The sequence below is a fragment of the Pseudomonas sp. W2Jun17 genome (assembly GCF_023127795.1).
In the GTDB taxonomy this organism is placed as follows: domain Bacteria; phylum Pseudomonadota; class Gammaproteobacteria; order Pseudomonadales; family Pseudomonadaceae; genus Aquipseudomonas; species Aquipseudomonas synxantha_A.
The window spans coordinates 202,499-224,058 of sequence record NZ_SPKO01000024.1 but is presented as its reverse complement, the minus strand read 5'-3'; the positions used below and the strand labels follow the sequence as shown (position 1 = coordinate 224,058).

20 protein-coding genes and 2 pseudogenes are annotated in these 21,560 nt (G+C 59.0%); 8 read left to right on the top strand and 14 right to left on the bottom strand.

Annotation, left to right across the window (positions count from 1 at the left end):
- The first annotated feature begins 147 nt into the window (after nt 1-147).
- The 4 genes and pseudogenes from E4O98_RS13080 to E4O98_RS13065 all read left to right on the top strand — a co-directional run bounded on the left by E4O98_RS13080 (nt 148) and on the right by E4O98_RS13065 (nt 5,381).
- Nucleotides 148-1,878 (top strand): OPT family oligopeptide transporter, encoded by a 1,731-nt coding sequence (locus E4O98_RS13080; RefSeq protein ID WP_032880197.1) that lies wholly within the window; start codon nt 148-150, stop codon nt 1,876-1,878.
- Between the two features lie 110 nt (nt 1,879-1,988).
- Nucleotides 1,989-2,728 (top strand): annotated as a pseudogene (locus tag E4O98_RS13075) (BPL-N domain-containing protein).
- Nucleotides 2,729-2,866: 138 nt separating this feature from the next.
- A complete protein-coding gene (locus E4O98_RS13070) occupies nt 2,867-4,273 on the top strand; it encodes an amino acid permease (RefSeq protein WP_032880200.1) in 1,407 nt (468 codons plus the stop codon).
- Between the two features lie 22 nt (nt 4,274-4,295).
- Nucleotides 4,296-5,381 carry a GlxA family transcriptional regulator gene (locus E4O98_RS13065; RefSeq protein ID WP_032880201.1) on the top strand — a complete coding sequence of 362 codons (1,086 nt, stop codon included), beginning with the start codon at nt 4,296-4,298 and terminating at the stop codon, nt 5,379-5,381.
- A gap of 19 nt (nt 5,382-5,400) precedes the next feature.
- Here E4O98_RS13065 and E4O98_RS13060 read toward each other — a convergent pair whose 3' ends face one another.
- The 4 genes from E4O98_RS13060 to E4O98_RS13045 all read right to left on the bottom strand — a co-directional run bounded on the left by E4O98_RS13060 (nt 5,401) and on the right by E4O98_RS13045 (nt 10,270).
- Nucleotides 5,401-8,238: a TonB-dependent receptor gene (locus E4O98_RS13060; protein WP_248135403.1), complete on the bottom strand. Its 2,838-nt coding sequence runs from the start codon at nt 8,236-8,238 to the stop codon at nt 5,401-5,403.
- Nucleotides 8,239-8,334: 96 nt separating this feature from the next.
- On the bottom strand, nt 8,335-9,297 hold the full coding sequence (locus E4O98_RS13055; protein ID WP_248135387.1) for a FecR domain-containing protein: 963 nt from the start codon (nt 9,295-9,297) through the stop codon (nt 8,335-8,337).
- Nucleotides 9,294-9,800 (bottom strand): sigma-70 family RNA polymerase sigma factor, encoded by a 507-nt coding sequence (locus tag E4O98_RS13050; RefSeq protein ID WP_060767271.1) that lies wholly within the window; start codon nt 9,798-9,800, stop codon nt 9,294-9,296. The genes E4O98_RS13055 and E4O98_RS13050 overlap by 4 nt, the downstream gene beginning before the upstream one ends.
- A gap of 89 nt (nt 9,801-9,889) precedes the next feature.
- Nucleotides 9,890-10,270, bottom strand: a complete 381-nt coding sequence (locus E4O98_RS13045) for a cupin domain-containing protein (RefSeq protein ID WP_032880206.1) — start codon at nt 10,268-10,270, stop codon at nt 9,890-9,892.
- A 184-nt stretch (nt 10,271-10,454) separates the two neighbouring features.
- Between E4O98_RS13045 and E4O98_RS13040 the strand changes: the two genes are divergently transcribed.
- On the top strand, nt 10,455-11,171 hold the full coding sequence (locus tag E4O98_RS13040) for a class I SAM-dependent methyltransferase (protein WP_223019129.1): 717 nt from the start codon (nt 10,455-10,457) through the stop codon (nt 11,169-11,171).
- A 35-nt stretch (nt 11,172-11,206) separates the two neighbouring features.
- Here the strand turns inward: E4O98_RS13040 and E4O98_RS13035 are convergent, their stop codons facing one another.
- The 3 genes from E4O98_RS13035 to E4O98_RS13025 all read right to left on the bottom strand — a co-directional run bounded on the left by E4O98_RS13035 (nt 11,207) and on the right by E4O98_RS13025 (nt 13,068).
- Nucleotides 11,207-11,572, bottom strand: coding sequence for a hypothetical protein (locus E4O98_RS13035; RefSeq protein WP_248135384.1), 366 nt, complete (start codon nt 11,570-11,572; stop codon nt 11,207-11,209).
- Between the two features lie 666 nt (nt 11,573-12,238).
- On the bottom strand, nt 12,239-12,493 hold the full coding sequence (locus tag E4O98_RS13030; protein ID WP_248135381.1) for a hypothetical protein: 255 nt from the start codon (nt 12,491-12,493) through the stop codon (nt 12,239-12,241).
- 32 nt (nt 12,494-12,525) lie between these two features.
- Nucleotides 12,526-13,068: a GNAT family N-acetyltransferase gene (locus E4O98_RS13025; RefSeq protein ID WP_248135378.1), complete on the bottom strand. Its 543-nt coding sequence runs from the start codon at nt 13,066-13,068 to the stop codon at nt 12,526-12,528.
- A 162-nt stretch (nt 13,069-13,230) separates the two neighbouring features.
- On the opposite strand from E4O98_RS13025, the gene E4O98_RS13020 reads away from it, so the two are divergent.
- Nucleotides 13,231-13,464 (top strand): hypothetical protein, encoded by a 234-nt coding sequence (locus tag E4O98_RS13020; RefSeq protein WP_003192651.1) that lies wholly within the window; start codon nt 13,231-13,233, stop codon nt 13,462-13,464.
- A gap of 6 nt (nt 13,465-13,470) precedes the next feature.
- Here E4O98_RS13020 and E4O98_RS13015 read toward each other — a convergent pair whose 3' ends face one another.
- A complete protein-coding gene (locus E4O98_RS13015) occupies nt 13,471-13,965 on the bottom strand; it encodes a GNAT family N-acetyltransferase (RefSeq protein ID WP_248135376.1) in 495 nt (164 codons plus the stop codon).
- A gap of 119 nt (nt 13,966-14,084) precedes the next feature.
- Between E4O98_RS13015 and E4O98_RS13010 the strand changes: the two genes are divergently transcribed.
- The gene (locus E4O98_RS13010; protein WP_248135373.1) at nt 14,085-14,600 is read left to right on the top strand and encodes a GNAT family N-acetyltransferase; all 516 of its coding nucleotides are present in this window, start codon (nt 14,085-14,087) and stop codon (nt 14,598-14,600) included.
- Between the two features lie 151 nt (nt 14,601-14,751).
- On the opposite strand, the gene E4O98_RS13005 is transcribed toward E4O98_RS13010, so the two are convergent.
- The 6 genes and pseudogenes from E4O98_RS13005 to E4O98_RS12980 form a co-directional block, all read right to left on the bottom strand.
- On the bottom strand, nt 14,752-15,360 hold the full coding sequence (locus E4O98_RS13005; protein WP_248092200.1) for a hypothetical protein: 609 nt from the start codon (nt 15,358-15,360) through the stop codon (nt 14,752-14,754).
- A 263-nt stretch (nt 15,361-15,623) separates the two neighbouring features.
- Entirely contained in the window at nt 15,624-16,343 is a 720-nt protein-coding gene (locus tag E4O98_RS13000) for a PA1136 family autoinducer-binding transcriptional regulator (protein WP_248092203.1), read from the bottom strand.
- Nucleotides 16,340-17,218 carry a glyoxalase III HchA gene (gene hchA / locus E4O98_RS12995; protein ID WP_248092206.1) on the bottom strand — a complete coding sequence of 293 codons (879 nt, stop codon included), beginning with the start codon at nt 17,216-17,218 and terminating at the stop codon, nt 16,340-16,342. The genes E4O98_RS13000 and hchA overlap by 4 nt, the downstream gene beginning before the upstream one ends.
- A 308-nt stretch (nt 17,219-17,526) precedes the next feature.
- Nucleotides 17,527-18,240 carry an arginase family protein gene (locus tag E4O98_RS12990; RefSeq protein WP_323134844.1) on the bottom strand — a complete coding sequence of 238 codons (714 nt, stop codon included), beginning with the start codon at nt 18,238-18,240 and terminating at the stop codon, nt 17,527-17,529.
- 171 nt (nt 18,241-18,411) lie between these two features.
- A pseudogene (locus E4O98_RS12985) lies at nt 18,412-19,509 on the bottom strand (NADH:flavin oxidoreductase); the annotation flags it as partial.
- A 14-nt stretch (nt 19,510-19,523) separates the two neighbouring features.
- The gene (locus E4O98_RS12980; protein WP_032880218.1) at nt 19,524-20,273 is read right to left on the bottom strand and encodes an SDR family oxidoreductase; all 750 of its coding nucleotides are present in this window, start codon (nt 20,271-20,273) and stop codon (nt 19,524-19,526) included.
- A gap of 103 nt (nt 20,274-20,376) precedes the next feature.
- Between E4O98_RS12980 and E4O98_RS12975 the strand changes: the two genes are divergently transcribed.
- Complete coding sequence (locus tag E4O98_RS12975) at nt 20,377-21,336, top strand: LysR family transcriptional regulator (RefSeq protein ID WP_032880219.1); 960 nt, start codon at nt 20,377-20,379, stop codon at nt 21,334-21,336.
- Nucleotides 21,337-21,560 lie beyond the last annotated feature (224 nt).

Sequence of the window (21,560 nt, the reverse complement as noted above, 5' to 3'; positions counted from 1 at the left end):
CCGATAGCGGTGGGTCAGCTACAAAAATGCTGACTGACAGACTGCTATCGGGAGCAAGCCCCCTCCCACATTTGGAACCAGGTGAACCTTCGAGTCCTCCAGCGCTCACTTAAGAGGTGGCACTGGCTTTTCTCGAAAGGAATCTGCATGCACTCCACCTCGTCAATCGCGCCCGTAGAGCGTGAACTGAGCCTGCGGGCAGTCATCACCGGGATCGTGCTGGGTATCCTGCTGACCCCTTCCAACGTGTACGCGGGCTTGAAGATCGGCTGGTCGTTCAACATGTCGATCATCGCCTTGCTGATTGGCTATGGCATCTGGCAGGGCCTGGCCCGGCGTTCCGGCGAGCACCTGCCGTGGACCCTGCACGAGAGCAATATCAACCAGACCGTGGCCTCTGCCGCGGCGTCGATCATTTCCGGCGGGCTGGTCGCGCCCATCCCGGCCTATACCCTGCTCACGGGCAACCAGCTGGCGGCGCTGCCGATGATCGCCTGGGTGTTTTCGGTGAGTTTCCTGGGGATCTGGATCGCGTGGTACCTGCGGCCTTCATTGCTCAATGACAAGGCGCTGAAGTTTCCCGAAGGCATGGCCACCCTGGAAACCCTGCTGCACATCTACAACCATGGCCGCGAAGCCGCCACGCGCTTGAAAGTGCTGCTCGGCGCGGCGCTGTTGTCCGGATCGGTCAAGTGGGTAGATACCTTTATGTGGGCCTTCCCGCGCTGGTCGCCGAGCCCCGCGTTGGAGCGCCTGACCTTCACCGCAGACCCTTCACTGCTGTTGCTGGGGTTCGGCGGCATCATCGGCATTCGCGTGGGCCTGACCCTGCTGCTTGGCGCCTTGCTGGCCTGGGGCGGGCTGGGGCCGTGGCTGTTGGCTAACGGCTTGGTGAGCCTGCCCGCCGACAGCAACGGTCCGCAATTTGCCGCGCTGGTGGAGTGGCTGCTGTGGCCCGGGGTGAGCCTGATGGTGTGTTCCACCTTGGCGTCCCTGGCGATTCGCCTGTGGGCACTGCATCGCTCGACCCGGGCGTCTGGCGGCACGCCGTGGACGGTTCCCAAGCCCGGGCCTGCCGTGGGGTTTGCCTTGGCGATCGCGCTGGTGGTGAGCCTGCAAGCGCTGTTGTTCGGTATCAACCTGGGCATGGCGCTGCTGACCATTCCCCTGGCGATCTGCCTGGCCGCGGTGGCGGCGCGGGTGGTGGGGGCGACCGGTATTCCGCCGATTGGCGCCATCGGGCAACTGTCCCAGCTGAGCTTTGGCATTGTTGCGCCTGGCCAGGTGCCGATCAACCTGATGAGCGCCAACACCGCCGGCGGTTCGGCGGGGCAGTGCACGGACCTGATGAACGACTTCAAGGTGGGCAAAGCGATTGGCGCGACGCCGCACAAGCAAGTGATCGCTCAGATCCTCGGAATTTTCGTCGGCAGCATCGTCGGCGTATTCGCGTACCTGGCGTTGATCCCTGACCCTCAAACCATGCTGCTCACCGAACAATGGCCGGCCCCGGCCGTCGCCACCTGGAAAGCCGTGGCCCAAACCCTGACCCACGGTTTGGATTCACTGTCCCCCAGCATCCGCTGGGCCATCGGCATTGCAAGCTTGTTCGGCGTGCTGCTGGGCATACTCGACAGCACATTACCCACACATCGCGCCCGCTATCTGCCAAGTGCGGCAGCCCTGGGACTAGCGTTTGTGTTGCCTGCGTCGGTGTCGCTGATGATGGCCCTTGGCGCGATCATGACCTGGGCCGTGAGCTGTCGCTGGCCGAGCGTGACGCAGCGCTTTGCGATCACGGCAGCGGCGGGGTTGATCGCCGGCGAGAGCATTACCGGCGTGGGCGCGTCGTTGTGGCAGATGCTGGGGAGTGGATGAATGACCCACGTGGATTTACAACTTTTCACGAATTCAAAAGGCTCATCGTTATAGGCTTGGCGCTGCGATCACTGGATCAAACCCATTCAACTGAGCGTTGAGCCTGCCCCATGAAACTGCCTGCCCTCGCTGCCACGTTTCTCGCCGTTGCTACGCTGCACCCTTTACCCGTGCACGGCGCAGGCCCCATCACCCATGTCGCCATCTACCGTGGCCCGGCAGGTTGGCGGACTGCTCGGAAAACGTGAAAACCGCCCTGCAGCGTCTCAACCCCAATTTCCAGATCGACTTCGTCGGCGCCGACGAACCCATCGACATCACGCCAGAAAACCTGGCGCACTATGACCTCTACGTGCAACCCGGTGGCGGCCAGGACATCCCGGCCGCTCTCGACAGCCTGGGCGATACACGTGCCGAAGCCATCCGCGCTTACGTCGCCAACGGCGGCCGCTACCTGGGCCTGTGCATGGGCGCCTACCTGGCCGACGACAACAACCTCGGCCTGATCCCTCAGGCCATTGACACCGAAGCCGGCCGCCCCGGTTTTGAAGTGACTGGTATCGACGATGCCGCCGTGCGGGTGACGTGGGACGGGCAGCCTGACCATGTGTTTTACCAGGACGGCCCTTACTTCCCCAAAGCCAGCGCCGCGGCACCGTACAAGGTCATCGCGACCTACCACAATGGCGACGTGGCGGCGGCGCGCTACACCTACGAACGTGGCGTGGTTGTTCTGAGCGGGCCGCATCCGGAAGCCGGGCGAGAGTGGTTTGAAAATGCCGATATCGAGCTGAGCAAGATGCCGCGTGGAGAGCTGTTCGGGTCGTTGATACGTAGCGCGCAAGAGTAGGGCGCCACGCTCGTCACTTCAGGGGGCCACCCTCACAAATGTCGATATCAGACACGATGGCGGCGTAACCAGGCTACTTGCGTCTGGCCTCGGGCACTTAAGGTGAGGGTCATTGGCCGCCCGAGAACAACAAAAACAATGACTAGCCTCAACTGCAACGATTCCAACGGTCAGCTGGCGCAGGGCTTCAAGCCGCGTCACGTGACCATGTTGTCCATCGCCGGCATCATCGGCGCGGGGTTGTTTGTCGGCTCCGGACACGCCATCGCCGCCGCGGGACCTGCGGTTTTACTGGCTTATCTGTTTTCCGGCCTGCTGGTGGTGCTGGTCATGCGCATGCTGGGGGAGATGGCGGTGGCACGCCCCGACACCGGCTCGTTTTCCACCTACGCCGACCAGGCCATCGGCCCCTGGGCGGGGTTCACCATCGGCTGGTTGTACTGGTGGTTCTGGGTGCTGGTCATTCCCATCGAAGCCTTGGCCGCCGGGCACGTGCTCAACCAGTGGTTCCCTCAGGTCGATGCGTGGCTGTTCGCCTTGGTCTCAATCGTGTTGCTGGTGATCACCAATCTGTTCAGCGTGGCCAAATATGGCGAGTTCGAATTCTGGTTCGCCATGGCCAAGGTGATTGCCATCGTCGGCTTTATCGGCCTGGGTTTCAGCGTGCTCATGGGCTGGATCCCGGATCGTGAAGCCAGCGGCTTGAGCCGCTTGATGGAAGAACACGGAGGTTTTGCCCCCAACGGTCTTTCGGCGGTGGTGGGCGCGTTCATTACCATCATGTTCAGTTTCATCGGTACCGAAGCGGTGACCATCGCCGCAGCCGAATCGAGCAACCCGGCGCAGAACATCGCCAAGGCCACCCGCTCGGTGATCTGGCGCATCGGCGTGTTCTACCTGTTGTCGATCTCCATCGTGATTTCCGTGGTGCCCTGGAACGACCCGCTGCTGGCGTCCGTGGGCTCCTATCAGCGCGCACTGGAACTGATGAATATTCCCAACGCCAAGTTCATGGTCGATGTGGTGGTGTTGATCGCCGTAGCCAGTTGCATGAACTCCTCGATCTACATTTCCTCGCGCATGTTGTTTTCCCTGGGCAAACGCGGCGATGCGCCATCGGCCCTTAAAATCACCTCGAAGGCGGGCGTGCCCCGGGCGGCGGTGATCGCCAGCACCATCATCGGTGCGGGCGTCACGTTGCTGAGCTACTTCATGCCAGCCGGTCTGTTCCAGTTCCTGCTCGCCAGCTCCGGCGCCATCGCGTTGTTGGTGTACCTGGTGATCGCGATCTCGCAACTGCGTATGCGTCGCTTGCTGCTTCGGCAAAACGTCGAGTTGACCTTTCGCATGTGGCTGTTTCCGTGGCTGACTTACCTGGTAATCGTGTTCATCTGCCTGGCCCTGGGAGTGATGATGGTGACGCCCGAGCACCGCACCGAAGTGTCCTCGACCATTGGCCTGGCATTGGTGATTTCCTTCATCGGCCTGGTCACGTCGCGCCAGCACAACCGGGCACCCAAGCCGGTGGCGCTGGAACATTCCTGATCACGCCTGCGGGGTAGCGGTGATGGAAACCGAGGCACCTGTTTGCCAGACCATCGGCTTTTTGCTGCTGGACCAATTCACCCTGATATCGCTGTCGTGTGCGGTCGAGCCGCTGCGCATGGCCAACCAATTGGCGGGCGAAGAACTCTACCGTTGGCAAACCCTGAGCCTGGACGGCCAGCCGGTTTGGGCCAGCGATGGCGTGTCGGTGACCCCGGATGCGTGCGCGCAGGACCAGCGCGGCTTCGATGCGGTGATCGTGTGCGGCGGCGTCGGCATTCAACAGGCTATCAGCCCTGCGCTCATCGCCTGGCTGCGCAGCCAGGCGCGCTTGTACTGCAAACGTCTCGGCGCGGTGTGCACCGGCAGTTGGGCACTGGCCCAGGCGGGGTTGCTCGATGGCTTCCAGTGCAGTGTGCATTGGGAGCTGATGGCGTCGATGCAGGAGGCGTTTACCCGCGTCAAGGTCAGCTCCAGCGTGTTCACGCTCGATGGCAACCGCTTCACCAGCTCCGGCGGCACTGCACCGCTGGACATGATGCTGCACCTGATCGGCCGCGATCACGGGCACACGTTGTCGGCGGCGATTTCCCAGATGTTCGTGTACGAGCGCATTCGCAATGAGCGCGACCACCAACGCGTGCCGCTCAAGCACCTGCTCGGCACGCAACAGCCCAAGCTGCAAGAAGTGGTCGCCCTGATGGAATCTAACCTGGAAGAACCCATCGACCTCGACCAACTGGCCGCCTATGTTCACGTGTCCCGACGCCAGTTGGAGCGCATGTTCCAGAAGCACCTGTACTGCACGCCATCGCGCTATTACCTCAAACTGCGCCTGACCCGTGCGCGTCAGTTGTTGATGCAGACGCCGATTTCGATTGTCGAGCTGGCGGTGATTTGCGGCTTTGTGTCCACGCCGCATTTTTCCAAGTGCTACCGGGACTTCTTCGGCGTGGCGCCCAGCGATGAGCGCTCGGACATGCGCCTGCATCCGCCGCCTGAGCTACGGCCCGAGGTGCAAGCCCGGGCCCCGCAAAGGCCCAGGAATGCACTGGAGCAGGCGCGCGACGAGCCGACCTTTGCCACGGTGCAGATTCAGCGGCGCTAAGGCGATGCTCAGCTTAGCGTCAGAATGTTGTCTGTAGACCCACCCTGAGGGTTCGGCCCGGTGCCGGCATAAAGCTTTGCGCCAGCGGGTCCAGGTAGTAGCGGTCGGTGAGGTTTTGCAGCGAGACATTCAGTTGGGTGTGGTCCTGCAATTTGTAGTTGAGGAACAAGTCCACCAGCGTCACTTCGCGATAGACCAATTGTGGCGTGGTGGCGCCTGTCTGCCAGGGTTTATCGGCGGTCACCGTGGGGCCGGAGGTGTAGGTGATGCGCGTGCCGACCGTCAGCGACTGGTCGAAAAAGCGCAGGCCGGTGGTCAGGTTGGCGGCAAAGCGTGGCGGGTTCTGAGTGTTGGTGTAGGAGCCCATGAAACTGCCGGGCGTGCAGTTGGGCGTCTGGCTGGTGTCGCGATAGCGGTTGCTGCTGGCACGCAGGCGAGCGGCGAACGCCGAGTCGCAGGTTTGGGTCTTGAGGTAGTAGGTGGATGACAGGTCGGCAAACACACGGCCGGCATCGTAATGGGACTGCAACTCCAGGCCGCTGGTCTTGAAGCTGTCGGTGTTGCTGAATTGCATCTGGCCCATCAGGCCGGGGCTGGGGTCGTAGTAACGGGTGATGTAGTTTTTGATCGTGTTGTTGAAGTACGCCAGTTTGATCGCCGCCTCATCGTCAGCCACAAACAGGCCTTTTTGGAGGGTGCTGGCGCCGATTTCCCAGTTGCTCGAACGCTCGGGCTTCAAGCCTTTGCCGGGTAGGGTTTGTAATACGCCCTGGCTGGTCTCGAACAGCGACGGCATCCGCAGGCCCTGGGTGTAAGAGGCGTAGACGAAGGTGTCGGGCGCCACCTCCAGATTGATGCCGAAGGCAGGAGCAAACGCACCGCCGCTGTTGCGGTTTTTTCCGGAGTAGTCATAACCGCTGACCACTTCGCCCACCTGGGGCTCATACACCGTGGTATCCGTGGCCCCGAAATCGTTATAGCGCGGGCCCTCAAATGGGTAGTTGGTGTTACTGAAAACGATGCCGTTGTTCAGGCGCGGGTCGGTAGCGTCGGTGTAGTCCCCGTTCATGTCGGGGAACCAGAGCATGTTGCCGTAGGCCCCGGCGTTCGTGGCTGACACATAGCGCAACGGGCGCTCTTCCCGGCGCGCCGTTGAAAGCGGCACATGGTCTTGTGTGCGGTAATAGGTATAGCGGCCACCGCCCCATAGTGTCAGGCGGTCCACGGGTTGGTATTCAAGCTTGCCGTTGAGGTTGAATTCCTGGCGTGAACCATCGCGCAAACTGCGGTTGGCGTTGATGTCGTGCTGGGTGGTGACCACGCCTTTTTGCGGGCGCAGCTCTTCGACCTGGAAGCCACCGCCCAAGTCCAGCTTGAGGTCACCATAGTCGCTGGTGAACCGTGAGGTATTGGCCAGGTCACCGCCGATGCGACGGTTGGCCTGACGGCTCCAGTTGCGGTCCGAACGGTAGGCTTGGGAAGCGGGCGCGAGCACTGAAGTCAGTTGGCTGGTTTGCGCATCGGTCATCCACAGGCTGGTGGTAAAGTCCACCAGCGGGTTGTTGGTGGGCAGGTAATGGTAGCGCGCGGTATAGGTGTCGATCTGGGTATGGCCCAGCGGGTACTGGTAGATACCGCCGGTGCCGAACCGAAAAATATCCGACGGCATGATCTCGCCGATGTGCCCGTTGTAGCGCTGGTAACCGAGGTCGAAGGTGTGTTCGTCGGTGGGGCGGATGGTGGTCTTGAGCAACCAGGATTCAGTCTCGGCCGACGAATTGAGTACTTCTTCGCCGGCGTTATAAGTGCTGGCCACCGTGCTTTCTTCGTCGCCATAGCGGTCGTAGGTACGGTAGCGATCCTGGCCCTTTTTGCCGGCAAAATAGTTGCCTTGATTGCGGTGAGCGTAGGCTGCGACCACATCGAACAGGTCATGGGTGTAGGCAAACGCGGCGCTGCCGGATTCGGCTTGGGAGCCGAACAACCCGCCACGGTTTCGGTGCGGTTCGGCGTACAGGCTGCCCTCGGATGAGTGACCGTCGCGGTAGGCGGGCGCAACGCCGTTGTTCCACGCCTCGCCCTTGAGGCGCAGGCCGATGTTTTGCCCATCGCGCAGAATGTCTTCAACCCCAAGGGTGCGCATTTTTACCGTGCCGCCAATGGCGCTGGAGTTAACGCTGGGGCCCTTGTCGATGGTCACGTCGCTGATCAAATCCGGGTCGATGTAACTGCGCTGTTGGGTGCCGGCATAGCCGCGATACACATCCAGCGCTTGCTGCGCGCCATCCACCGTAACCGCCACGCGGCTCTGGCCCTGGATGCCGCGGATGTTCACATCCAAACCGCCGCCGTTGCGGCTGTCGCCCACCTGCACGCCGGGCTGGCCTTTGAGCAGGTCGCCGGCGGAGATCACGCCGAAGCGCTGCATGTCCTCGCCGGAGATATACACGGAGGAACGCGGCGCCGAATACACCTGCTGTTTCTGCGGGTCTTCGCCGGTGACTTTCTGCGTGGGCAGCGCAAGCGCCGTGCCGCCCGGGTACAGCTCGTAGCTGCCATCGGCCAGGCGCTGATAACTCAAGCGCGTGCCTTCCAGCAGCCGTGTCAACGCGGCTTCGGTGGTGAAGTCGCCGGTCAGGCCCTGGCTGCTCTTGCCGGCAGTCAGCGTGGCGCGCCCCGCCATGCTGATGCCCGCCTGTACGCCGAAGCGCGAGAGCACCTGGTCCAGCGTACCGGCGTCGATGTGGAAGTGCTGGCGCTCATCGGCTGCCAACACCGCCGCGCCGTACAACGGTTGCAAGCCGAGAAACAGCAGGCCGAGCGTGCGGCTGCGCAGAACATGGAGGGGGGAGGTCATGCAGGGCTCCTGAGGGTGAAGGCCCACCTGTTTCGATGGGTTATTCCCATAGGCCAAGCGACGTGGAAAAAACTGCGCTGTATGACAAAAATATTTTCAGGCTGGCACCACGGTCACCCAATAGCGCGTGCGCCGCTCAATGCGCACCGGCAGCGCTTGGGCGAGCAGGGCCAGGGCTGCATCGGTATCGTCGAGCTGGAAACTGCCGGTAACGCGCAAGCCTGCAACGGTTTCGCCACAGCGCAAAATCCCTGGGCGATAGCGCGAGAGTTCGGCCAGCAGCGTGTCCAGGCGCATGCGTTCGGCGCGCAGCAAACCCCGCAGCCAGGCCTGGGCGAGGAACCCATCGACAGGAGCCGGCGCGGCGATACCCTGGCTATTGACCTGGGTACGCCAGCCCGCGTCCAGCCGCAGGGGCAGTTGGTGGCCTCGCGCATGCACCTGTACCAAGCCGCGCAGGACCGTCACCTGGGTACCCCGGCGGTCGTGGCGCACCAGCAGATGAGCGCCCGGGCTATGCAGCGTCGCGTCGGGTGTCAGCAGTTGCAGCGCCCGCGATTCGACGGGCGCGTCCAGGGCCATCTCGCCTTCGACCAACTGCACGCTGCGCTGTGCGGCGTTGAAGTCCAGGTTGACCGCGCTGGCGGTGTTCAGCCACAACGAACCGCCGTCGGCCAACCGCCATTCGCGCCGCTCGCCGGTGCCGGTGCTATAAGTGGCCAACGCCGAACGTACTACGGTGGACTGCGCACCCTGCCACGACAGCCCGCCGAGCAGGCCGACGGCGAGCAGCGCCTTGAGCATCTGGCGGCGCTGCTGTGGATCATTGCCGGCAGCTTCCAGCGCCCGTCGCGTGGTGGCATCCGCCAACAGTGTCGCTCCCGGTTGCAACGACAACGGCAAACTGCTGACGCGCTGCCAGGCGTATTCATGTTCGGTATTGGCTTGGCGCCATTGCTGCAAAGCCAAACAATCGGCAGCGTTCATCAGCCCGGATTGGCTTTTGACTAGCCAGTTGATGGCGCTGTCGCGGACCTGCGGATCAACCGGCAGGCTCATTCAAAACGACTCGCGTAACACACGCTGAACGCCTTGCCCATGGCCCGCTGCACCTGAGCCACGCTGAGGTTCAGCTGCGCGGCGATTTGCGGGTAGGTCAAGCCGTCGAGCTGGGACAAGAAGAAAATCCGCCGCACCGGCATCGACAGCCCCACCAGCAATGAGTCGAGTTGCAGCAGGGTCTCGATGGTCAGCAGTCGCTCCTCCGGCGAGGGCTCCAACGCTTCGGGCCGAGCGGCCAGTGCCTCCAGGTAAGCGCGTTCAATCGCCTGGCGCCGCCAGCGATTGATCAGCAAATCATTGGCAATCTTGGCCAGAAACGCCATGGGCTGGCGCAGCTCGCCCACCTCCTGGCGCGAACACAACACGCGCACGAAGGTGTCGTGGGCCAGGTCCTCGGCATCGGCACGGTGCCCCAGACGTCGATGCAACCAGCCCCGCAACCAGGTGCGGTGGCGGGTATACAACTGCTCGACCGGCGAGGCGGTGCTGTCGTTGAACATGTGAGATTCGCTTGGCTTAAATGATAACTCTTCTCATCTTATGGGTTTTGGTTAAGGGTTGTACAGCGCTAAGCAGCGTACGCCTGCGCTCAAATCCACTGATCGTTGACTGCCGTCCGCTCTCCGCCTTCGTGTCCGGTGTTCAAGATGCCCCTTGGCTCGATCATCATCAGCCTGGCTTCTCCTTCGGCGGCGGTCCTGTGCTCAATGCCACGCGGCACCACATACAACTCACCCGGCTTCACATACACCGGGCCACCCGGCAGGTCGATACGCAGCGTGCCTTCGAGCACCAGGAAGGCTTCATCGGTTTCGGGGTGCGAATGCCAGATGAACTCGCCCTCGATGCGCACCACCTTGAACTGGTAGTCGTTCATTTCGGCAACCACTCTTGGGCTCCATTGTTGGTCGATGAGCGAGGCTTTGTGCGCGAGGTTTATCGGTTGGGCGGGTTGCTGTAGGTGAGTCATGCTGAGCCTTCCTGTCGGTGAGAAGGCCAGACTATCCGGGCGACAGGTCAGAGGCTTGTACGATCCTGCAACCCCTCCACTCGCACGCCCCCGCATTCCCCATGGGAATGCAGCACATAACATTAATGAATTTTTCTTGCTGCCACGGTTAACGTAATTTGCGTCAAGGCCACGGAGAACCGCCTTGAACTCATCCTCACCCAACCCTGCTGACAAATTCGATACCTCAAGAGCCAACGAGTACGCACGACAAAGCCGTATCGCATTGGCGGGCTATGACGCGTGCCAGGACCTGGCAGCGTGCATGCTGGCGGCAAGCCTTGGCGATACCCCTTCGGCCAAGGTACTTGTGGTCGGCGCTGGCGGTACGGCGCAAGAGATCATCGCCATGGCCAGCCTTGAACCGGGCTGGCGTTTTATGGCGGTTGATCCCTCCCAGCCGATGCTGGACGCGGCAAGGCAGCAGTTGGAAGCCAACCACTTGCTTGATAGAACCACCCTGCATCTCGGGCAGCTCGAAGACCTGCCAGCAGACGCGTCATACGACGCCGCCACCTTGATCGGTGTGCTCCACCATCTGGAGGGTGACGACGCCAAGGACCGGATACTGCGATCGATTCGGGCGCACCTGAAACCGGGGGCACCGCTGATCGTCGCGGGCAATCATTATGCGTATGCCAGCCAGCCGTTGCTGCTGGCGGCGTGGGGGCAACGGTGGCGTCAGCATGGCGCCAGCTCGGACGAAGTAAAGGCCAAGCTCGGCAAAATCCTTCAAGGCGCTGACCCGCCCCATTCCGAGGCCGCGGTTCAGAAGCTGTTGCACGACGCCGGCTTCGGCGACGCGACCCGTTTCTTCAGCAGCCTTTTCTGGGGGGCTTGGTTGACGTGCAAGGTGGGGTAGCGATGTTCCCCTTGCTCAACAACCCGTGGCGCGATTCAGATCGCTCGGAGAGTAGCCAGCCGCCGACGCCAATCGCCGCCATGCCGAAGGTGGCATTCCTCTTCGGAGTCGAAACTGACGCAGCGGGCGATGTTCGGGACGTGCACGTCAGAGTCATCCAGCGCGGCGGTGGTCAGCTCGCGCATACGGGCGTCTGCCCCGGTTGCGAGGGCTTGAGCCTTACTCGCAAGGCTGTCGAATACCCAGATCACCCGCAGGCTTTGGGGGAAGGCGCGGTAGTCGACTGTGTGGGTCAACCAGTCGAAGCCCGGGATTTCCGCCTTTGCGATCTCGCAGGCGTCGGTCAGGGCTGCAATGAGACGGCGTTCGATACGGGCGTGGTCGCGTGAGGCAGGCGGCATAAGGGAAATCCGTGAATTCTGGGAGTGGGTTGGGGGGGGCAGGCGAGAGGCTGATCAGAGCATAGGTATCTACACAACTTCGGCACGACGCTAAATCTGTGGCGAGGGAGCTTGCTCCCGTGACGGCCTGACAGCCGATGCATGTCCATCTGACGCTCCGAAATCCAAATGTGGGAGCTGGCTTGTCGGGTCGCCGCATCGCTGCGAAGACGGCCTGACAGCCGACGCCAATCTACCTGACACCCCACGATCAATTGTGGGAGCTGGCTTGCCTGCGAAGACGGCCTTACATTCGACACCGTGATACCGAGTACATATCCATTCCTGCGGTAACGGCCACCTAGGGTTCCGCTCTGACAGCGGCTCACTTTTGAAAAGCCCAAAAGTAAGCAAAACGCTCTTGCCCCACCACTCGGCACCTCGCTTAGGCTCGGTGTGCCCGAACACAGGCTTGAATCCGTGGGCCGCCGCCACGCGCCATCCATGGCGCGGGGCGGCTAACCCGGCGTCCTGCCGGGTTACCCACGAATTCAAGCCTGCGTTCGGCCAGCGTGGTTTAACGGGGCGCCTAAGATCAAGATCAAAAGCAGATCAAGATCAACAGCGGCTCGCTTCGCATCGTGGTTACCGCTGAGCGCTACAGAGTTGTGTAGATACCTATGCTGATCAGAGCGGGCGCGATTGAAGCGAGGGACGCAACCGTTGCCATTCATTCCAGCAATCCTCGGCAACGATATCCGGGTAACCCCGTTCTTGTTCCATCGCCAGCGCGGTGGAGAAGGTTACCGCAATGCAAGTGGCCTGGTCGCGGAGATCGCAGACTTCGACTTCGTTTAGGGGGGCGCCTTTTTTCGCTTCGGCGGCCGTCAGCACGGCGGCAAGGGCGGGGACAAAAACCAGGCAGAGGGGCTCGGTAGACATCAGCTTTTTCCTGAGTAGGGTGGGTGGTGCGCTTATTCTTCAGGGTTGATCAACGATCTCAACGTATGGTCCTCCCAAACGCCAGCAATCTTCAGATAGGCTCGCGCATAACCTTCCTTTTCAAACCCCAGCGACTCCAGAAGGCGTTCACTTCGCACATTGCGGGGCAGATGATTGGCCATGATCCGATGAAGCCCCAACTGCTCAAAGCAATGACGGTTAGTGACCTGAAGTGTTCTTTTCATCAGGCCACGGCCCTGGGCAGATTCCGCCAACGAAAAGCCGAGATGACAGGCCTGAAAAACGCCCCTCACAATGTTCGTATAGTTACACCGCGCTAGAACCTCTCCGCTTTCGGGTTCAAGCAAGAGGAAACACAGAGCGTTGCCAGCCTGCATATTGTTTACCTGCTGCTCGACCCTGGCCTTGGCGTTGCCAGTGGTGAAGTATTCCTCATCCCTGAGCGGCTCCCAGGGTTGCAGATGCCTGCGGTTGACGCTTTCGTAACGGCTGATCCTCTCGAAATCGTCGCGGCACAATGGCCGAAGGCAGTAGCCCTCAACGCAATAATCCATAAGCCCCTCCAGATTTACCAATGGCCCCCCACCTCACTGCGTAGCCGCAAAGAATAGCGCCGCTGCGCGTAAAGCGACCCCTTTCATGGCAAACAGGTCTACCATGCCAGCCCCGGCAGTGGTTCCACTCGCTCCCGAACTCCATTCTTCAAGGTAGCGATAATGTCCATCGACCAGATCTCCCTCCCCAAAGGCGTCGGCCCCCACGCCGCCAAGCTTCTTGACGCTATTACTGGCGCCTCCACCCATGAAGAACTTAACCGTGCTGGCGGTAAAGCCGAGGGCTTTGTGCTGGGGCTGGAGGCCACCAAGGCGATCAAAAGCCAAATTGCAGAGTCGTTGTACGTGGCGTATGACGACGCGGCGAGCAATCGGGCTGGTGAACTGAAGGGCTAGTACAAGTCAGCCCATGGTTCCGGAATGAGCGCCAATCGCCGGAATAGGCTGACGAACATAATAATTGTCGAATTCACTGCTTTCGATGAGCTGGAAGCCATGGCGGGTATAAAAGCGATTCGAAGCGCTTTCTTTGAGAGCCCCCACTTTAATAGGCAGCGCAGCCGCATCCGCCTCTTTGAAAACCTGAGTGAGAACAGCGGACCCTACCCCTGACCCTTGCGCGCTCGGCCTGACATACAAGTGGTCGAGCAAGAGTTCATTGCGGTGATGTTTGACCACTACGAAACCCACCCGCTCTCCAGCTGCCTCGATATAGCGTGTGTCGCGAGCTTCAAAGCCGCCAAGAAACCGCTCCCGCGCACGGACCGGATCAAATCGCCCAACACGCTCCAGACTTTCGCGCATTGCCTCGATTCGAATGGCTACCAGATTATCCAAGTCGCTATGTTGAGCGGGGACCAAAATGATGGGGGAGTTTTGATTGGGTGCAACGGGCATATTGTGTGCTCCAACTACCATCCTGGGGGGCCAGTATAGAGAGCCTGATACTGATGAAGCGACCCGCATGATATGTTCACGGCATACATGGAGTAACGGACCCCAGGAAGGAAATTGCAATGCCAGTGGACACCCACCCAATCCGCATTCTTTCGCAACGCCTTAGCATCGAGCCCTTCTGCGAGCACGACGCTGTTGAGTCCTTCCTTTGTATCACGCCTACTCTGACTCGCTACATGTCCTGGGAACCGCCTGCCTCGCTGGAAGAGTACGCGCAAGTCTGGGGGCAGTGGCTGCCTGCGATAGCGGATGGTAGCGACATCGTGTTCACGGTCAGGGAGCGGGTGAATGCCCGTTTTACCGGCTTGGTCGGGCTGCACCATACCGGCAGTGAAACGCCGGAGTTGGGTATCTGGATCCGTGAAGATAAACATGGGCAGGGGTTTGGTGGTGAAGCGGTGCAGGCGGTTGTTCAGTGGGCTAACAAACGGTTTGCGGCAAAGCACTTTATCTACCCTGTTGCGACGCAGAATCGTGCGAGTCGGCGTATTGCCGAAACTTTGGGGGGAGTTGTCATTGAGAGGCGGATGTCGGAAAAATATGAGTCGGTTGTGTATCAGATACCGGTGGTTTAACTCTGGGTATCAGGTTGGTCGGAGGCCTGCTTTCGGCCAGAAGCCGCCTATCGTGAACGGCTTCTTTAGACCAGAAACATAAATTCGCTATCACTAGTTTTTTCTGGAGTTTGACCGTTTGCATCTAGCCTCGACGTAGCGGGCGCCGCCCTCACACCCTTCCCCCTTTTACCCTTGCCTTAACCCATTTCAATAGCCCGCAGGATCTTGCCTTCTTATACCGCCTCTCTCTCTTCTCAATCCTCTTCGCAGCCCTGTCCAATATCTGCTCATATCGGGTGTAAAAGCTCTTTTCAAGCTCAGCCAAACGTTGCGGGTGATCCCAGTTTTGCTTATCCCATCTAACCGACACAATCCATTGAGGTGGACCAGGCTGAGGGATTCTCTTGTACGAGCACGTCGCGCCCAACGATAAGAAAAGCTGCTCCCGCGCATCGCGTAGCGCAATAGGGTCGTCTTGTGGGTTTTGGCGAAACAAATCAAATTCAAGCACTGTGACGTTTGGGAAGACGCTGGCGATGTGTCGAGCGAACAGCAGAGACCCAAGGCCGCCCAGTCCGCAGCCCTTTAGCTCGGAGACAACTGCGTAGTGGTTGAAGGAAAGGGTGGCGCTTTTATTGTTCCCGGTCGGCGTTTCAACGTTCGCGATGATGAAGGCTCCATAGCGAATGCTCGCATCGCCCTCGCCTAGATACGGTGCAAGGTAGGCGTCCAGTACACAAAACTCATATTTTTCCTTTGCTTCCACCGCTTTTTTCATTGCTACTCCATTGGCGTTTTTTTGGGACTTCTGTGGATTCACGACCGCTCACATTTGCTCAGTATGCCCTGCATGTGCAAAGGGGAGCTTGCCGGGTTTACACTGCGTAATTGCATGGACTTGACCAGTCATTTGAGGGTATGTGACCAGCTAACTGGGTAGCGATGGCCGGCAGAAATCGGCCAATAGCCGACATTTAGATCAGCCCATTGAGGAAATTACTCGGAGGTCCAAACGTTCCACCACTCCATCTCGCCGCGTCCTTAACCATCGATATCGCCGTTTCGGATGGCCATCCTGATGGCTTGTGCTGTCGTTGTCACGCCCAGACGTCGGCGCGCTGAGCGGAGGTGATTTTCAACCGTACGCTCCGACAAACCGAGAGTAGCTGCAATATCCGCTTGCCGTCTTCCGGCAGCCGTCCATTCCATGACTTCACGCTCTCGCGGGGAAAGGCTTTGTAACGCTTCGTCCAGTGGAGCCTCAAGCAACCGCCTAGCTGCGAAAAAAGCGGCCGTCGCAACCAAGCTTAGTCCCAAGCGAACCCGCGCGCTTCCATCCACCGGCTCACCCCCCAAGCTCATCGCGCCCTCAAGCCCCTGCGGGCCGAAAACGGGTACCTGCAACCCCTGAATCCCTGGGTCACCTGGAGAACGAATCACCCGGTAGCGCTCTTCTCCATTGACCTGCTCTTTCTGCCAGAAGAAGGATTGCCGAGCATTCAGAAGGTGGCGAGTCACCGGACAATGTCGAACATAAGTCTCTGCATCCACCGATCGACCGTTATCGAACCAATCGCCTTCAACCCAGTAGATATGCTCAACCACTTCTTCACTTGCCGGCGATGCAGAAAACAACACGAATCGATCATAGCCGTAGGGCGTGGCAAAACCCCTGACGGCTTTCTTGATTGATTCAAGTGTGCGCGCCGTCTCTATCTCCAGAGCAGCTCGCATCGCTGTTTCTGCCGACCCGTCGCTCACTCCGATGCGACCTCTTTCAACAATGCTTCAACTGCCAACTTGCCCAGATTATTGCCTGCCAGTGGGCTGTCGCCAGTCAGCAACTTGCGGTCTTGGAGCGTTGCACCTGAAATATCCTGGTTGACGATCTCAACTCCCAGGGCTTTCAATTGCTCACCAAATTTCCAGGTCAAATGCCCAGGCATATAACCGATGTCGGGCGTTTTTGCGTCGAGACTGTCTGGAAATGCGCAGATCTTGTAGCCGTTGAAAATGTAGGAATCCCTCGACTCTCCAATACCCGCCGCGAGCATTGCTGCTGGGCCGTGACATAGGGAAATCACAAATTTGTCGTTGGTGATTGCCCAATGCAAAGCCGCTTTCACGTCGGCACTCTCCGGCAATCCAATCAGCGCGCCGTGTCCGCCGGGTATGAAAACCCCGATGTAATCCGAATCCTCGCCCAGTGCCTTTTCGACCACATCGGAAAGCTTCAAGGGTTTTTTGAACTGTTCGCGGTATTTGGCGTAGAAATTCTTTACCTCGGTATCTTCGGAAGGCATGGCCCAGAACTCAAACTTCACCGGATTGCCTGACAGGGTCGCAACGTCGAACGCGAAACCGGCTTTGTCGAGGTGGTACATGGGTAGCAACGTCTCGACCGGGTGATTACCGGTGGAAAACATGGTGCCGTTGTCGGTCAGTAAATAGCGCTCGTCGGCGCCGATCAGCAATATTTTCCAGCGGCCACCTTGGTAAGGATTAGGGTAATCCGCGTCACTCAAATCAGATTTTGGCGAGGTAAATTGGCTTAGCGAGTATGGAGAGGGGAAAAAGGCATTGTCCTCTGCCTGATCCGGAGTGGGGCGCTTGTCGTCACTCTGCAAGGTAGTCATGGTTTTCTCCTACGAATGGGCCGATTGCCGAAATCAATGCTAATAGCGTGACGCAGGCCCAGCAATGAGGGTTTTCCCTCAAAGAAATTTTCCGCACCCATACAGTACGCCGCTCGGCTGCTTTTGGCCGATTGCTGCCCCTGGCGAGAGGCATAAAACGGCCAAAGGCGGACATCAAAGCAGGGAGAAATAAATCCTCCCATTTACCCCCGGTCTCGCCTCCTTCCGACTAGTAAGTGCTCTGGCCGGCATGAGGCGACCCCGTATTAGCACGTGCAGGTGCAGTAGGCTCATACGGGACAAGTGATTTACGAGAGAATCGGGATGTCAGCCAGCATGTCCTTAAGCGTGATGGCATCCCACGGCAGATGCTCGGTGATACCTAAACCAACTACATCAGTCGCACTGGACACATCGTTGATCAATCGCACCACTTGGGCCGCGCTCATTTTCCCTGCTGGAAAAGCCTCATAAGGATCGCTCGCCGGGTTGGGCTCACCGAAGAACACCGAGCGAAACTCAGTCGGGTTCAGAACATCCAGGTCAAAGTGGATGGCCAGATGCTTGATTTCGTTGAGACGGATCCACTCCAGTACGCTTTCACTGGACGAGATCAGCGCTTCTGGTGTTGCAACACTCAGACTGTGGCGTTCGATGAATTCAGCTTCCTGGCGGGTCAGACCATCCTGCCGCAGCCCTGCAAACATCACCTTCTTCGGATCAATGTGCACCTTTACTTGAGCTGCCAGCGTTGCGTCTCCTTCACCGAGCAGGTTGGCCATTACCATCGTGTGGGCGTTGCAATACTCTTTCGGGTTTTTGATATCCGGGTGTGCATCTATCCAGAGGATAGCGAGTTGGCCGTCGTACCGTTCGTTGAGGTAAGCGAACGGGGCTTGGTCGACCAGGCAGTCGCCTCCAAATACCACTACGCGGTCTGGGCGATGCTCATTAAGTACTTCAGTTGTTGCCTGGAGCTGCTCCATGATCGCTTCACGATGGGCTACGCCATCCTGAATCACCGTCTTCTGCCCGGTGTAGGGCTTTACGGGAATCTCGATCAGAGGGCTGGTACTGGCCGGTGCCAGGAAGGCTAGTAGCTCTGCACCGAACCCGGTTGGCGGATTGTCACCACCTTGCCACTGGGGAATCTTCAGGCGAAGTGTTTTACGTGGGCCGGCCAGCTCGATGGTAAGCTCGCTTTCCTTAACGCTGGCAATCGGCTGGAGCACATCACCGTTGAACGGACGCATTTCAAGCTGAGCTTCCAATCGGTTTGGCAGGTCTGGGTTAGCCAGGGCTGCTTTGCCAATGGCTAAAACGCTCGCGCCTGCATCCAGCACCTTGCCGGCACTCTCAAGATCTTCCAGGCCGCCATTGGCAATGATCGAAACGCCAGGGGCGTAACGGTGCGCGAGCGACACCAGGGTATCCTGGCCTTCGGGGAAGGCTGGCTTTGAAGCATCGTATTCAGTGACATGGATGAAGTCTGCGCCTGCTTGCGCAAGAGCACTGAAAATGATCTGCGCGTCAGCTTCGCCGCCCGGCCACTTACTGGTGAAATCGTTCACCTTGCCTTGTGAGATCCGGATGCCGACCCGAGCTAACTGACCGATTTCCTTTTTGACCTTCTCTACGATTTCCGCCAGCAGCGAGACCCGCCTCTGGGTATTTCCACCCCAGCGATCGGTGCGTTTGTTGGTCTCGTAGCTTAGGAACTGATCGAGCAAATAGCCGTTGGCACCGTGAATCTCGACGCCGTCGAAGCCCGATATGCGTACAGCGCGAATCGCTGAGCTGACGAAGCCCTCGACGATTTCAGCGATTTGCTGCTCGCTCAATTCTTTCGGTTCGGCGTAATCGCCCTTGCCGTAGTAGAAACTCAGTTGCTGACCCTTTGGCTTGATCGCCGAAGGCGCGACGGTTTCGGTGCGAAAACGATTACTCTGGCTGAGCGCGCCCGAGTGCATTATCTGAGCGAAGAAACGGCTGCCCCTGGCCTGAACCGCCTGCACGGTAGCCACCCAGGCGTGCGCTTGTTCGTCGTCAGCCAAGCCAGGCTGGAATGCGTATCCCTGGGAGTAATTCCTGTCGGTATAAAGCCCTTCGGTAGTAATCAGACCGAAACCACCCTGTGCGAAGCGCAGGTAGTACTCATGCATCGCCGCAGTGATTTTGCCATGCTCAGTGGCAGTGACGCGGGTCATGGGGGCAACAGCAAGATGGTTCTTCAGCTTCAAACCGTCTATTTGAGTGGTTGCCAAAACTCGAGGTATTACTTGCGCAGTCATGATCTCAGTCCTCATCAAAATTCTTGGACTGTTGGACGAATCACGATTTCGTTGATGTCCACGTCCTGGGGTTGTTCGATGGCATAGGCGATGGCGCGGGCGACTGAATCGGAGGAAATCTGGTTGGCCTGATAGAAGCCTTTCACCACCTCCGCAGTATCGCTATCGCAGGTGTGGTGCTTGAGCTCAGACTCAACCGCGCCGGGAGAGATGATTGTCGAGCGGATGTTATGGCCAATCTCGCTGCGCAAGCCTTCAGCGATAGCCCGCACAGCGAACTTGGTGGCGCTGTAGACACTGCCGATGGGTGCAAAGACCTTGATGCCGGCTACCGACGAAATATTGATGATATGCCCGCTGTTCTGAGCCTCGAAGCGTGGCAGTACGGCCGCGATACCATAGAGCACGCCTTTGATGTTGATGTCGATCATGCGATCCCATTCATCAACCCTGAGCTTGTTGATCGGCGCCAGCGGCATGGTGCCGGCGTTATTAACCAGCACATCGATTCGGCCGAACTTCTCGACGCCGGCGGCTGCCAACGCTTCCAGATCCTCTCGACGCGTCACATCCGTTTGCACCGCGATGGCTTGGCCACCCTCAGCAGCAATCTCTGCGACTATTTGATCAAGGCGTTCCAGTCGGCGAGCACCCAGAACAACCTGTGCACCCGCACGAGCCAGGAGGCGAGCTGTAGCCTCGCCCAAACCGCTGCTGGCTCCGGTAATGATGACAACTTTGCCTGCGATATTTGATTGGCTCATACGAAGAATCTCCGTTGTTGGAAAAGGTGCGTTACACCCTACCCGTCAATGACCAACCAAATAATGGGTAAACTGCTTATTTATAAACAACCAAGAGTTGCCTATGGATCGTCTTCGAGCTATCGAAATCTTCATCAAATCCGCCGACCTGGGCAGTTTTTACAAAGCCGCCGCAGTGCTGGGTATAACCCCTCAAGCCGTCAGCAAGGCCGTTCGTCAGCTGGAAGCAGAGTTAGGATTGCCGCTGTTCCGGCGTTCGCGGCGCAGCTCAAGCCTGACCGAAGAGGGGCGCACCTTCCTCGAACGAACCCGAGGCGGGGTTGCGGCACTGGCATCGGCATGGGAACAGACCCGACAAGCCACTGCGTCTGACCAGGGGCTCATTCGTCTGACAGCACCATTGAGCTTATGTAAGAACCTCATGCTGCCACTCATCAAGAGCTTTCAGCAGGCACATCCAGATGTTGAATTCGATCTGGTGGCGGAGGATCGATACACAGATATCGTGAGTGCCGGCATTGATGTGGGCTTCAGATCAGGTTTCTCCCCCGAAGGGCAGCTCGTGGTGAGGGAACTGATGCGACTCCAACTGATCGCCTGTGCCTCTCCAGACTATCTGGATCAACACGGCGTTCCTGCCACGCGCATGGATCTGGTCAACCATGAGTGCATTGGCAGTCGTAGGCCGAATACCGGTCGGGTCATTCCTTGGGAATTCAACGTCGATGGCATCGCCGAGTACGAGCCTGTCCATGTCTCGTTCTGTACCAATGACGTAGGTACCGAATTGCAAGCCGCTTTGGCAGGCATGGGGATAGGCATGATCGATGGCATCATCGCCGCTCCCTATCTGCGCAGCGGTGAACTAGTTCCTCTGTTCTGCAGTAGCATCAGCGAGCGATACGCGATCTTTCTTTATCATGCCCATCAGCCTGACATGCCTCGGCGCGTCCAGCGCTTCATTGAGCACGCGGCCCAGTATATTAAACAGCAGGCCGACAGTTTCCGCTTTGATGAAAAACAGCTTTCAGCTTTGCATCTGGGATACGTAAAGGAACTTTAAAAACCATTCAAACAGTCAGGGCGAGAATATGTAATCACTCTTGGCAGGTCCGAGAGCCAAGAGTGACTGATCCAAGCGCCACTGCCATCTTCCTTACTTACTGCAGATATCGAAGAGGCTGATTCGTACCACAGATGGAGATTTGCAAAGATCTGCTTCTGGCCGAAAGACTGACAAGTCTTGAGCGTACGCTTTTGGCCGGTTAGCTAACGTTGCTCCGATTA